This window comes from Nocardioides sp. LHG3406-4 (assembly GCF_049897745.1).
Classification (GTDB): domain Bacteria; phylum Actinomycetota; class Actinomycetes; order Propionibacteriales; family Nocardioidaceae; genus Nocardioides.
In genome coordinates, this window is record NZ_JAFCWV010000003.1 from 184848 (window position 1) to 197780 (window position 12933).

Below are 12933 nucleotides of genomic sequence, written 5' to 3' on the forward strand. Positions count from 1 at the left end.
CGGAAACCCACCCCACCGTCCGCATCCCTGATCGACCCTGTGGGTCCGTCGTGCGGCGCTCCGCCTCCTCGGCCTGCCCCGTCGGCAGACGTAGTCACAGCGCCTCGGCGGGACTACGTTGCAAGGGAAGCGGCTCGGGCACTTCCCGACCCTAAGGAGCAGCCATGCTGAACGACAGCAAGGTCACCGCCAACGTCCCGGCCTCGGACATCGACCGGGCGCGACGCTTCTACGCCGACAAGCTCGGCCTCACGCCCGCGGACGAGAACCCGGCAGGGCTCGTCTACACCACCAGCGGCGGGACGACCTTCTTCCTCTACGAGACCGAGTACGCCGGCCTGGCCGGCCACACCATCGCTCAGTGGCATGTCAGCGATGTCGCCGAGGAGGTGCGAGGGCTCAAGTCGAAGGGCATCGAGTTCGAGCACTACGACATGCCCGACGTGACCTGGGACGGCGACGTCGCCAGGATGGAGGGGATGGGCAGCGCCGCCTGGTTCAAGGACAGCGAGGGCAACATCATGTGCCTCGACGACGCCGCGACGGGCTGAGCACACTGCGGTCCACCGCCGGAGCGGTCCTCACCGGGGCCGCCCCTCGGGTGATCGCGGCCTGCGCCGGCCGACTCGAGCGGGATGGTCGTCATTCAGGCAACAGCCGCGAGCAGCGCCGCGACCTTGAGGCGGTCGACCTTCCCGGAGTGGGTCAGTGGGAGGGCGTCGGCGACGAGCACGGTCTTGGGTCGCTTGTACGGCGCCAGGTGCGCCTCGGCGTACGCGCGGACCTCGGCGTCGGTCACCTCCCCGGTCAGTGCTGCGCACACCCGTTGACCCCAGCGCTCGTCGTCCACGCCGACGACGCAGACCTTGTCCACGCCGGTGAGCTCTCCGAGGACCCGCTCGACCTCCGCGGGGTAGACGTTGACGCCCCCGGTGATGACGAGGTCTCCGCGGCGGCCCTCCAGGTAGAGGTAGCCGTCCGCGTCGATACGGCCCAGGTCGCCGACGGTGAACCAGTCACCGTCCCAGGCGGCCGCGGTCTTGTCGGGGTCGCCCCAGTACTCGAAGCGCGCGTGCAGCGGAGTGCGGCACCAGATCTGGTCGTCGACGGTCTTGAGCTCGCGGCCGGGCCTGGCCCGTCCGACCGTGCCCGGCCGCTCGAGCCACTCGTGCGAGGCGCACACCGTGAACTGGCCCTCGGTGGAGCCGTAGAACTCGGTGACGACAGACGCCCCGAAGCGGTCGATCGCCGCGTGCTTCACCCAGGTCGGGCAGGCCGAGCCGGCGTGCGCCAGCAGTCGGAGTGAGTGGTCGCGGGGCGGCGCCTGGGCCAGGACTCGCTGGAGGTGCGCAGGGGCCATGAAGGTGGTCGTGACGCCGGCGTCGCTCAGGAGGCCGCTCGTCTCGCCGGTGTCGAAGCGCCGCGGGAGCAGGACGGTGCCGCCGTGCAGGAGCGTGTTGAGCGCGAAGCGCAAGGGTGCGGAGTGGCTCAGCGGCGCGTTGACGAGATGACGGTCCGTCGGCTCGAACCCCCAGACGGCGCGCTCCTCGTCGGTCGCCGCGGCCGACGCCGACGCGTCCAGCCAGCCACTCCAGACCGCCTTGGGGCGACCGGACGTGCCGGAGGTGAAGTGCAGGGGCCGGCACGCGAAGGAGTCGTCCATCCTCGGAGTCGACGCACTCACCGGCGTCCGAGCCAGCGATGTGCACGACTCGTCGTCGACGACCAGGGCGATCGGGAGGTCGCGCAGCATGTCGTGGCGCTCGAAGGACGTGAGCGACGCGCTGAGCACGACCGGCGCGACGCGCGCCCGGAGACAGGCGAAGACGGCGGCGAGGAGCTCGGGGGAGTTGGGCGAGGAGAACGCCACCATGGCGCCGGACCCGATGCCGCGCTGGTGCAGCCCGGCCAGGAAACCGCTCGCGAGCCGCTCGGCGGCCGGGCGGTCGAGTTCGACGTGCATGTGGCTGGACGCTCCCGGTCTGAGGGATCTGCTCCGGCCCGAGCGGAGCGGTGGCGGCCCTTCCGGGCTGTAGGTAGTATGCAAAGTACTGAGTACGATCCGCGTACCGCAAGGACGGAGGGCGCATGACCGAGAATCGTGGGGCAGAGGGCGTGCTGCCCAGCGTGGCCGCGCAGCACTCGTCGCTCGCGAGTATCGCCCAGGACTGGATCGCGACTCAGATCATCGAGGGACGGATCAAGCCCGGGGAGAAGCTCGCCGAGGGCGCGCTGGCCGAGCAGATGGGCATCAGCCGTTCCCCGGTGCGCGAGGCGCTGCGGTCGCTCTCCGCCCAGGGGCTGATCGTCGTCGAGCCGCGACGCGGGGCCTTCGTCGCCGAGCTCGATGCCGAGCACGCCGCCGACCTGTACGTCTGCCGTCTCCTCATCGAGCCGGCATGCATCCAAGAGGTGGCGCGGAGCATCGACGACGGCACGCTCGCCCGCCTGGAGGAGTCGTTCGGGGACATGACGGCGGCCGCGGAGGGCGCCGACTCCGAGGCCTACGTCGCCGCCCTGACCAACTACAACCGGCAGCTGTTCGACGCGTGCCCCAACCGGCTCCTCTTCGGCTACGCCGAGTCGACGTGGCGCAGCTCGCTGCGCTACTGGGCCCTGCTGGTGCGCCACTCCGGCCAGTACAGCCAGCAGTCACTGCGCCGCAACGGCAAGATCCAGGCCGCCCTGCGCAAGCGCGACCCCGAGAAGGCGTTCCAAGCCACGACCGAGCTGCTCCAGTGGAGCCGCGAGGAGCTGCTCTCCGTGCTCACCAAGCTGCCCACCGGGAAGTGACCGTCCGCGAGGACCAGGAGGAACCGTGCCTGTTGAAGAGCTGACCGTCGACCTCGGCGCCGCCGCGCCGCTGACGATCCCGTACGTCGAGGTGGAGGGCCGCGCCGGCGACGGGCCGCACCTGACGGTCATCGCCGGAGTGCACGGCACGGAGTACACCTCCATCGCAGCCGCCCGAGAGCTGGCCGCGACGGTGGACGCGGAGTCGCTCCACGGGCGACTGACGGTCGTGCCCGTGGTCAACCTCCCGGCCTTCTGGGCACGGTCGCCCTTCGTGGTGCCGCTCGACGGGAAGAACCTCAACCGCAGCTTCCCCGGTGACGCCGCCGGCACCGCCTCCGAGCGGATCGCGGCAGCCGTGACCGAGCGGTTCATCAAGGGCTCCGACTACTTCCTCGACCTGCATGCGGGCGACCTGCCCGAGGCGCTGGAGCCCTTCGCCCTCTACGACGAGTCGCCGGTCTCCGAGCAGGCCCGGGCCCTCGCGCTCGCCTACGGTCTCGGACACGTCGTCCGGCAGGCCGCGGCCGGGCGGACGGTCGGGGGGAGCACGTCGGCGGTCGCGGCCGACCTGGGCATCCCCGCGATCACGGCCGAGTCGGGCCAGTGCGGGATCCTGGACCGGGCCGCCGTCGAGCGCCATCTCCGCGGCCTGCGCAACATCCTGTGCCACCTCGGCATGACCGGAGAGCCGGCGACGCAGTTCCCGGCCCCGGCCGAGCACGAGGGCTGGCTGTGGCTCTCCACCGAGGCCGAGGGATGGTGGGAGCCCGCAGTCCAGACCGGCGAGGACGTGCCCGCCGGTGCGCTGATCGGCACCGTCGCACCCGTGCTCGGCGGGGCGCCGACCGAGATCCGGGCACCCCAGGCCGGCGTGCCCCTCTTCATCACCAGCAGTCCGGCGGTGGTCGCCGGCGGCCTGCTCATGGGGCTCGCCCTGACCTGACCGTCGTCCACGGACGAACACCCCGAGGCCCCAAGGAGGCGCGCGTGCGTCTGCACGACATGAACTGGCAAGCGGTCGAGGCCTACCTCGAGACCGACGACCGGGTGGTGCTGCCCATCGGCTCGACCGAGCAGCACGGCTACCTCTCGCTCGGGACCGACGCCATCCTCGCCGAGCGCGTCGCGATCGAGGCGGCCGAGCCGCTGGGCATCCCGGTGCTGCCCGTGCTGCCGTTCGGCCTGGCGCCGTACTTCACCGCCTTCCCGGGCAGCCTCACCCTGCGCACCGAGACCTTCCTCGCGGTCATCCGCGACCTGCTCGACACCCTGGCGGGCCAGGGGTTCCGGCGGTTCGCCATCGTCAACGGCCACGGCGGCAACACCCCGGCGATGAACCTCGCCCGCGAGTGGATCGCGCAGCCGCGGGAGCACCGCGTCCAGGTCGTCTTCACCAGCTGGTACGCCGCGCCCCGCGTCGCCGCGCTCGCGGAGAGCAAGGAGCACGACCCGACGCACGGCGGCTGGTTCGAGAACTTCCCCTGGACCCGGCTGCCGGGAGTCGAGATGCCGGCGGGCGGGAAGCCCGTGCTCTCCCGAGACGTCGTCGGGCAGGCGAACCCGGCGGACATCCGCGAGCTCAGCGAGGACGGCAGCTTCGGTGGGTCGTACGCACTCGGCGACGACGTCATGGACGAGATCTGGAGGACGGGAGTGGACGAGGTGCGAGAGCTGCTGACCGATGGGTGGGCGTTCCGGTGATCGGGGCTGGGCTGTCCGGCAAGACCGCGGTCGTCACCGGCACGGCCAACGGCATCGGCGCCGCGATCGCCGAGGTGCTCGCCGAGGAGGGCGCCACGGTGCACGGCGTCGACAAGGCCGAGTGCGACGTCACCGACTCCGCAGCGGTCTCGGCGTACCTGGCCGAGCTCGGCCTCGTCGACGTGCTGGTCAACTGCGCGGGCGGTGTCGTCGGCCAGGTCCACCACCCGATCGAGGAGATCACCGACGAGGCCTGGGCCGCCGTGGTCGACGCCAACCTGACCTCGACGTTCCTCATGACGCGCGCCGTCGCGCCCGGGATGAAGCAGGCCGGCTGGGGCCGGATCGTCAACATCTCCTCCGGCGCCGGCCGCTCCGTGAGTCTCACCGGCGTCCAGGCCTACACCAGCGCCAAGGCGGGACAGATCGGCTTCACCCGGCAGATGGCACACGAGCTGGGGCCCTACGGGGTCACGGTCAACTGCATCGCGCCGGGTTTCGTTCTCTCCAACCCCACGACCCAGAGGCAGTGGGAGAGCTACGGCCCCGAGGGCCAGGACGCCCTGGTCCAGGGCATCGCCCTCCGCCGCACCGGTCGAGCGCTCGACATCGCCAACGGCGTCCGGTTCTTCACCTCCGAGCTGGCCGACTGGGTGAGCGGCCAGGTGCTGTCGGTCGACGGCGGCTCGGCGATGTTCTGAGCTGGAGGACACCGTGACCGAGACAGCCGAGCAGCTACTGAACTTCGAGCCGGACGACGAGCGCTACGTCGCCGAGCTGACCGAGTACGTCGCGATTCCCTCCGTGAGCCGTGACGCGGACGCCTCCACGATGCGTCGCGCAGCGGAGTGGATCGCCGAGAAGATCGACTTCGCGGACCCGCAGATCGTCGAGACCGGGGGGCATCCGGCCGTCGTGGGCGCCTGGCTCGGAAGGCCGGGCGCGCCGACCGTGCTCGTCTACGGCCACTACGACGTGCAGCCCACCGGTGCCCTCGAGGAGTGGGTGACGCCGCCGTTCGAGATGACCCGCTACACAGACCCGGACTCCGGCGAGGAGCGGCTGCGTGGTCGCGGCGCGACCGACGACAAGGGGCCGACGTACCTCGCCGTCGAGACCTGCCGCCAGTTCCTTGGCCAGGAGGGCGCGCTGCCGCTCAACGTGCGCTTCCTCTTCGAGGGAGAGGAGGAGATCGGCAGCCCGCACCTGGCGTCGTACGTCGAAGCCCATCCCGACGCGCTGGCCGCCGACCTCGTGATCTCCGCGGACGGCGCGATGTGGCGCCCCGACGAGCCGTCGCTGTCGACGGCGTCGAAGGGCCTGCTGGCGCTGGACATCGAGGTGACCGGCGCCGACCGCGACCTGCACTCGGGCCGCTACGGCGGGACGGTCGCCAACCCGATCCACGCCCTGGCCGAGATCCTCGCCTCGCTCCACCACTCCGACGGCCGGATAGCGGTGGCGGGCTTCGAGGACGGCATCGCACCGACGTCGGACGGCGAGCTCGCCGAGATCGCCGCCGTGGCCTTCGACGAGGAGGCCTACCGGACCGACCTCGGCGTCGACGAGCTGGTGGGTGAGCCCGGGCTCTCCACCCTGGCCCGGCTGTGGACGCGCCCGACCCTCGAGGTCAACGGCATCACCGGCGGTGGTGCCTACACGGTGATCCCTCGGGTCGCCTCCGCCCACGTGACCTGCCGGCTCGTCCCGGGGCAGGACCCGCTGGCGGTGTACGACGCGGTCCAGCGCCACGTGCACGCCCACACTCCCGCCGGGGTCAGGGTCACGACGACTCACGAGCCCGGTCCGGTCCCGGCGTACACGATCCCGGCCGACCACCCGGCGATCCGGGCCGCTCGGGCTGCCCTGGAGGTCGTCTACCCCGGTGAGCCGGTCCTGCTCGCGCGCATCGGCGGCACGCTGCCTGCGACGACACTGTTCGAGGAGGTGCTCGGCGCCAAGACGCTGTTCTTCTCCTTCGCGTTCGCCGACGAGTTCCACCACGCCCCGAACGAGTTCATGCGGCTGCGCCGGCTGCGCGAGGGCATGCGGGCGTGGGAGGCCCTGCTCCGGCTGCTGGCCGAGGGTGAGCACCGGCTCGGGACCGCACCGTGAGCTACGCCTCCTACGGCTACCTGCCCGAGGGCGAGATCCCCGAGTTCGAGCTGGACGCGGAGCTCGACCGGGTTCCGCCGTACCCGCTGGGGCTCGACGAGCAGCAGGCCCGTCGTGCCGAGCGGCTGCTCCGGGAGTCCCTCGTGATCAGCCTCCACGACCACCCGGTGGTGTTCCCCAAGGATGTGGCCCAGATCCCGGCGTACAACCGGACCGGGCGGCAGCGCACCGCCTTCGAGGGGCTGCGCCGCTCGGGGATGACCGCGGTCTTCGACAACATGATGGACGGCACCGCCTGCGTCAGCGGGCACGCGCCGTGGCGCTGGGACGACGTCGTGACCGACCTCGGCATGCGCCAGGCCGACCTCGCGCACCAGCACGACGTCGTGGTCGCGCGGAGCGTCGACGACATCCTCCGAGCGCACGCGAACGGCACCGTGGCGCTGGTCTTCGGGCTCGAGGCCGCCACGCCGATCGAGAACGAGCTCGACCGGCTCGACGTGCTGTTCGGGCTCGGGCTGCGTCAGATCGGGATCGCCTACAGCGACTCCAACGCCCTGGGCGCCGGACTCGTGGACGGCCCGGACGGAGGACTGACCGGGTTCGGTCGTCGCGCGGTCGCCCGCATGAACGCGGTGGGCCTCGCGGTCGACGTGTCCCACTCGAACGACCGGACCGGCATCGAGACCTGCGCCGCCAGCACGGCACCGGTGTTCATGACCCATGCGGGCGCGCGTGCGCTCTGGGACATCCCGCGACTGAAGGGAGACCCGGTCCTCCGGGCGGTGGCCGACACCGGCGGCGTCATCGGCATCTCCGCCGCCCCGCACACCACCATCTCCACCGCCCACCGGGAGCACTCGCTTGAGTCGGTCATGGACCACTTCGAGTACTGCGCGGAGCTCGTGGGCCTCGACCACGTGGCGTTCGGCCCGGACACGCTCTTCGTCGACCATGTCGGACTGCACCGGCAGTTCGCCCACCTGCTCGCCGGGGCGACCGACTCGGCGCCGGAGCATCCCCGCGTCCCGTACGTCGCCGGGTTGGAGAGCCCCGAGGAGTGCTTCCGCAACATCATCGGCTGGCTCGTCAAGCACGGCTACACGGACGACGAGATCCAGGCCGTGGTGGGCGGCAACATCCTGCGCGCGCTGCGCGAGATCTGGCCCGCCTGAGGCGAGCCCGGCTGGGCCGTCCCGCCGGGGCGTCAGGGATCAGGGGGCGAGCGCGACCTTGATCGCCTCTCGGCGGTCCATGGCGGCGTAGGCCTCGGGCGTCTGCTCCAGGGACAGCGTCAGGTCGAAGACCGGCGCCGGTGCGAGAGTGCCCGCGACGACCCGGTCGAGCAGGTCCGGCAGGTAGCGGCGCACCGGCGCGATACCGACCCGGACCCCGAGGTTGCGGGCCAGCAGCGGCATGGTGGCGATCGTGGGCGCGGTGTGCGGGACGCCGACGGCGCCGATCTGCCCGCCGTCGCACACCGTGTCGATCGCGGTCTGCCAGGCGCCGGGGCTGCCCACGGCCTCGACCACGGCAGGCGCCCCGTGGCCGTCCGTCAGGTCCAGCACGGCCTGCTTGGCATCCTCGCCCCGGGCCGCGACCACCTCGGCGGCCCCGAACAGCCGGCCGACCGCCTGGCGGGCCGGGTTGCGACTCAGCAGGATGACGCGCTCGGCCCCGAGGACCTCGACGGCGCCCAGCACGGCGCACAGCCCGACAGCCCCGTCGCCGACGACCACCACGGTGGAGCCCTCGGTCACTCCGGCCATGACCGCTCCGTGCAGGCCCGTGGCCATCACGTCGGACAGGGCGAGCAGGTTGAGCAGCCCGGTGTCGTCGTACGCCGCGGCGCCGCCGGGCGCCACCACCAGGTTGGCGTCGGCGAACGGGACCCGGAGAGCCTCGCCCTGGCCACCGTCGTCGCCACGGGCGCCCCACGTGCCCGAGTCGGGGCACGAGGTCGGAAGGCCCTGCAGGCACCACCAGCAGGTGCCGCAGCCGTAGCTGAACGGGGCGACGACCAGGTCGCCGACCCTCGAGCCGCTCACCTCCGAGCCGACCTCCTCCACCACGCCGACGAACTCGTGGCCGAGACGCGACCGGGGGTCCCGCTTGAAGGTGTCCCGGTAGGCCCACAGGTCAGACCCGCACACGCAGGACCGCACCACGCGGACCACGGCGTCGGTCGGCCGCTCGACCCGGGGTCGGGGACGTCGTCGACGACGACGTCGCCGGCATCGAGGTAGAGGGCAGCGCGCATGGGAGGGTTCCTCTCGATCGTGGGGTGGGGCGGGGTTTCAGGGCCGGAGCGCTGCTTCGACCGCCGCGGCCACCCGCAGCAGCGCCGCGTCGCCGCCGACGGGGGCCGCCAGCTGGACCGCGACCGGGAGGCCGGCAGCGGTGACCCCGCACGGGATGCTGATCGCGGGCTGCCCGGTGACGTTGTAGGGACCGGTGAAGATGCCCTCGATCTCGCCCTCCGGGGTGTCGATCGGCGGCGTGAGCTGCGGGGCGGCGTAGGGCACGACCGGCCCGATCAGCGCGTCGACCCCGGTGCACACGTCGGTCGCGGCCGGCTGGAGCAGCTCGCGCCGGGCCAGCGCCTCCGGCAGGACCTGTGGGTCGGTCCGGCCCGCCATGGCGAACAGGCGGCGGGTCGGCTCACCGTAGTGCTCCGGTCGGTTGCTCATGGCGTCCCGGTGCACCTCCCAGGCCTCGACCAGCAGGATCGGCTCGAGGAGCGCGCCGATCTCGGTGAGCGGGGTCGCGTTTCGTGGCGTGAGCTCCATCCCGGCGGACGCGAGCCTCTCCAGCGCAGCACGGGTGATCTGGGCGATCTCGGGGTCGAGCCGCGGATCGGCGAGCTGCTGCTCGAGGACGCCGAGGCGCACCGGCCCCTCCGTGGTGGCGGGCACCCGGGGGAGGTCGGCGACCGCCGCCATCACCTCGAGACAGTCGGCCACGCTCGCGGCCAGCACGCCCACGTGGTCGAGCGTGGGGGAGAGGGGCACGACCCCGTCGGCGCTGACCAGGCCGTACGTCGGCTTGAACCCGACGACGCCGCAGTAGGCGGCCGGGATCCGGATGGATCCGCCGGTGTCGGTGCCCAACGCCGCCGGGCACACGCCGGCTCCGACGAGGGCCGCCGACCCGCCGCTCGATCCGCCCGCCGTCCGGTCGGGATTCACCGGGTTGCGGGCCTCCGGCAGGTCGGGGTGCGGCGCGCCCGCGGCGTACTCCAGCAGGGTCGACAGGGCGAAGACGTCGGCGCCGGCCTCGCGGAGCCGGGCGACCACGGGCGCGTCCTCGGTCTCGGCCGGGCCGGACATGTCGTCGGGGTTCCCGTTGCCCCGCGGCGAGCCGGCGACGGCGATGATGTCCTTGACCGCGACGGCGACGCCGTGGAGCGGCCCCTCCGCGGCGCGGGCAGGGGCGGGCAGTGCCGTCACCACCGCGTTCAGCGGTCGGCCGAGTCTTTCCAGCCGCTCGTACGTCGCGAGCAGGTCGAGGTTCGCGACCTCGCAGCTGCGCTCGCCGCGCTCGATCGCACGGATCAGCGCCGAGACGTAGCTCGTGAGCGGTCCGTCGAGCGGGTCGAGACCCTCGGCGACCTCGGTGGGGCGCTTCCGCACGGCGAGGTCGCGGTAGATGCCGCTGTGCGACTTCGCGCTCCCGCGGTTGAAGACCACCAGTCGCTCGAGGGAGCCGGGCAGGTCGTCGGGCTCGAAGCCGTCGAACGGCAGCGGGGTCACCGGGGCCTGGTCGAGCACCTCGCGGGCGATCGCGAGCATGAGCGGCTGGTAGCGCGGGTCCTCCAGGCTGTCGGCGATCGACAGGTCGGAGACGGCCCCGGCCCACAGCATCGCGCCGTAGGCCTCCTTGGACCACAGGTAGCCCAGGATGCTGTCGGTGGCCTCGGCGTACGGGAGCGTCTCGGCGAGGAGGGCGAGCCGTTCGGTCAGGCGCCCGTCGAGCTCCCCGATGCGGAAGGTGCCCACATTGCCCTGGATCACCTCGCCGGGGGCGAGGTAGTCAGCGCCGAAGTTGACGAAGCAGACCAGCAGTCGCTCGTACCCGACGACAGGTCCGATGATGTCGGCCGTCAGCCCGTTCTGCAGCGAGACAACCAGGGCGTCGGGGGCGAGGCGACCGGCCAGCGGGGCCACGGCCTCAGCGGTGTGCTGCGACTTGACCCCGACCAGCACGACACCGTCGAGAACCTCGGGGAGACCGTCGGGGGTGACGGCACGGGCCGGCACGACGAAGTCGTTCACCGGGCCGGAGACGTGCAGTCCTTGGGCGTTCATGGCCTTGACGTGCGCCTCGTCGGCATCGACGAAGAGCACGTCATGACCGGCACGCACGAGATGGGCGCCCACGGTGCCCCCGATGGCTCCTGCTCCGATGACTGTGAACTGCATCCGGATCTTCGGCCTTTCTGTCGAGCGGCGTGCCCACCTCTGAGGTCAGCGGGCCGCTGGGTGGTGAGCGCCCCGCCGTGCCTGCAGGCCTGGAGGGACCGGTGCGAAAAGGGGAACGTGGACGTCTGAGGACGGTCACGCAGATTGTGCATATAGTACCGTGCTCTGCATACAGAATCCTCGAGCGGAGTGATCTGCGTCTCGACGAACCAGGAGTGCGTGATGGTGTCTTCCCAGTCGAGTGGTAACGGACAGCGACGTGCCGCGATGGAGGCGTACCGCCTCAGCCGGCGCGGCATGCTCCGAGCCGGCGTGATGGGTGCGGGCGCGGTCGGCTTCGCCAGCTTCCTCGCCGCCTGCAGCAGCGGCTCGGAGTCGTCGGGCTCGCCGTCTCCGAGTGCAGCGGGCAGCCTCAACCCGTCGGCTCCTCCGGGCACGCCGGGTGGCAGCGTGACGATCGCTCGAGCACAGGACGCCCAGGGCTTCGACAAGACGATGGTGTTCGCGAACTCCTCGATCTGGGTCTACGTGAACTTCTGGGAGACGCTGACGATCAGCAGCACCGACGGCAAGTCCGTCGAGCCCTGGCTGGCCGAGAGCTGGACCCAGTCCGACGACCAGCTGACGTGGACCCTCAAGATCAAGGAGGGCGTCAAGTTCGCCGACGGCACCCCCATGACCTCCGAGGACGCCAAGTTCACCCTCGACGAGGCGCGCAGCACCGAGGGCGGCTGGGAGTTCATCAACTCGGCGATCAAGACGGTCAGCGCCCCCGACCCGACCACCCTGGTCATCGAGACCAAGTACCCGTGGGCTCCGCTGCTGGCCGACCTCGCCTGCCCCAACAACGGCATCGTGCCGAAGGACTACGGCGGCCGCTCGAAGACCGACTACTACGACGCCCCCATGGGCACGGGCCCGTTCATGTGGGACTCGTGGAAGAAGGGGCAGAGCATCACCCTGAAGAAGAACCCGAACTACTGGCGCGAGGACGAGAAGGGCACCCAGCTGCCCTACCTCGACGAGGTCGTGTGGACCGTGGTTCCCGACACGAACTCTCGCAACGTGCAGATCCAGGGTGGGGAGGTCCAGATCAACGAGACGCCCCCGTTCTCCTCCATCGAGCAGCTCCAGGGCTCGGGCAAGGTCGACGTCACGCTGTTCCCGTCGACCCGCACCGACTACGTGGTCATGTGCCAGAAGACCGAGTTCTTCAAGGACCAGAACGTCCGCCTCGCCGTCTCCCACGCCATCGACCGTGAGTCGCTGATCAAGGCGGTGCTGTACGGCAACGGCACGGCGGCGAACTCGCTGTTCATGCCCACGTTGGCCTACTACGACGAGAGCACGCCGGGCCAGAGCTACGACATGGACAAAGCGAAGGCAGCGCTGGCCGCCTCGGCGTACGCCGACGGGTTCTCCTGCACCTACGCGGCGGCCTCGGGCGACGCGGTGGATGCCGCGATCGCCCAGGTGCTGCAGTCCTCGCTCAAGGAGCTGGGGATCACCATGGAGATCGAGAACGTGGACCCCAGCGCCCTGCACGAGCGGCAGTCCAACCTGGACTACGAGATCAGCCACACCTACTGGACGATGGACATCGCCGACCCGGACGAGCTGGTGCAGTTCGCGGTCCTTCCCGAGGGTGGCGGGCACTCGATGGTCACGGGGTACGAGGACCCGAAGGCCCAGGACCTGGCCAAGCAGGCCCAGCAGGAGTTCGACACCGCCAAGCGTCAGGAGATCTACTCCGAGCTGCAGAAGGTGCTGGCCGAGTCCGCGTTCGTCGCGCCGCTCTTCTACCAGCCGCTGCCCTACGCCACCGCGACGAACGTGCAGGGGTTCTACGTCAAGCCCACCGGGCTGTACGACATGGGTGTCGTCAGCCTCACCTCGTGAG

11 protein-coding genes are annotated in these 12933 nt (G+C 71.4%); 8 read left to right on the top strand and 3 right to left on the bottom strand.

The features are described 5' to 3' along the window. Positions 1–164: 164 nt before the first annotated feature. On the top strand, positions 165–551 hold the full coding sequence (locus ACP7BP_RS12600) for a VOC family protein (RefSeq protein ID WP_426244968.1): 387 nt from the start codon (positions 165–167) through the stop codon (positions 549–551). A gap of 95 nt (positions 552–646) precedes the next feature. Here the strand turns inward: ACP7BP_RS12600 and ACP7BP_RS12605 are convergent, their stop codons facing one another. Next, the gene (locus ACP7BP_RS12605) at positions 647–1963 is read right to left on the bottom strand and encodes a class I adenylate-forming enzyme family protein (RefSeq protein WP_426244969.1); all 1317 of its coding nucleotides are present in this window, start codon (positions 1961–1963) and stop codon (positions 647–649) included. A gap of 125 nt (positions 1964–2088) precedes the next feature. Here ACP7BP_RS12605 and ACP7BP_RS12610 point away from each other — a divergent pair, with 125 nt between their 5' ends. The 6 genes from ACP7BP_RS12610 to ACP7BP_RS12635 are packed head-to-tail and all read left to right on the top strand — an operon-like array spanning position 2089 to position 7787. Next, the gene (locus ACP7BP_RS12610; protein WP_426244970.1) at positions 2089–2793 is read left to right on the top strand and encodes a GntR family transcriptional regulator; all 705 of its coding nucleotides are present in this window, start codon (positions 2089–2091) and stop codon (positions 2791–2793) included. Positions 2794–2818: 25 nt separating this feature from the next. Next, entirely contained in the window at positions 2819–3739 is a 921-nt protein-coding gene (locus ACP7BP_RS12615) for a M14 family metallopeptidase (protein ID WP_426244971.1), read from the top strand. A gap of 44 nt (positions 3740–3783) precedes the next feature. Next, positions 3784–4497 carry a creatininase family protein gene (locus tag ACP7BP_RS12620; protein ID WP_426244972.1) on the top strand — a complete coding sequence of 238 codons (714 nt, stop codon included), beginning with the start codon at positions 3784–3786 and terminating at the stop codon, positions 4495–4497. Continuing rightward, positions 4494–5198, top strand: a complete 705-nt coding sequence (locus ACP7BP_RS12625) for an SDR family NAD(P)-dependent oxidoreductase (RefSeq protein ID WP_426244973.1) — start codon at positions 4494–4496, stop codon at positions 5196–5198. Before ACP7BP_RS12620 ends, ACP7BP_RS12625 begins: the two co-directional genes overlap by 4 nt. Positions 5199–5211: 13 nt before the next feature. Then, positions 5212–6612, top strand: a complete 1401-nt coding sequence (locus ACP7BP_RS12630) for a dipeptidase (RefSeq protein ID WP_426244974.1) — start codon at positions 5212–5214, stop codon at positions 6610–6612. Beyond that, positions 6609–7787: a dipeptidase gene (locus tag ACP7BP_RS12635; protein WP_426244975.1), complete on the top strand. Its 1179-nt coding sequence runs from the start codon at positions 6609–6611 to the stop codon at positions 7785–7787. Before ACP7BP_RS12630 ends, ACP7BP_RS12635 begins: the two co-directional genes overlap by 4 nt. 39 nt (positions 7788–7826) lie before the next feature. Here the strand turns inward: ACP7BP_RS12635 and ACP7BP_RS12640 are convergent, their stop codons facing one another. Further along, positions 7827–8765 (bottom strand): zinc-binding dehydrogenase, encoded by a 939-nt coding sequence (locus ACP7BP_RS12640; RefSeq protein ID WP_426244976.1) that lies wholly within the window; start codon positions 8763–8765, stop codon positions 7827–7829. A gap of 144 nt (positions 8766–8909) precedes the next feature. Further along, positions 8910–11033, bottom strand: a complete 2124-nt coding sequence (locus ACP7BP_RS12645; RefSeq protein ID WP_426244977.1) for an amidase family protein — start codon at positions 11031–11033, stop codon at positions 8910–8912. Between the two features lie 222 nt (positions 11034–11255). Between ACP7BP_RS12645 and ACP7BP_RS12650 the strand changes: the two genes are divergently transcribed. Beyond that, positions 11256–12932: an ABC transporter substrate-binding protein gene (locus ACP7BP_RS12650; RefSeq protein ID WP_426244978.1), complete on the top strand. Its 1677-nt coding sequence runs from the start codon at positions 11256–11258 to the stop codon at positions 12930–12932. Position 12933: the final 1 nt, after the last annotated feature.

What these genes read in the sequence shown, in the direction of transcription:
- ACP7BP_RS12600 (WP_426244968.1), top strand. Translation starts at nt 165, where the DNA reads ATGCTGAACGACAGCAAGGTCACCGCCAACGTCCCGGCCTCGGACATC.
- ACP7BP_RS12610 (WP_426244970.1), top strand. Translation starts at nt 2,089, where the DNA reads ATGACCGAGAATCGTGGGGCAGAGGGCGTGCTGCCCAGCGTGGCCGCG.
- ACP7BP_RS12645 (WP_426244977.1), bottom strand. Translation starts at nt 11,033, where the DNA reads ATGCAGTTCACAGTCATCGGAGCAGGAGCCATCGGGGGCACCGTGGGC.
- ACP7BP_RS12605 (WP_426244969.1), bottom strand. Translation starts at nt 1,963, where the DNA reads ATGCACGTCGAACTCGACCGCCCGGCCGCCGAGCGGCTCGCGAGCGGT.
- ACP7BP_RS12650 (WP_426244978.1), top strand. Translation starts at nt 11,256, where the DNA reads ATGGTGTCTTCCCAGTCGAGTGGTAACGGACAGCGACGTGCCGCGATG.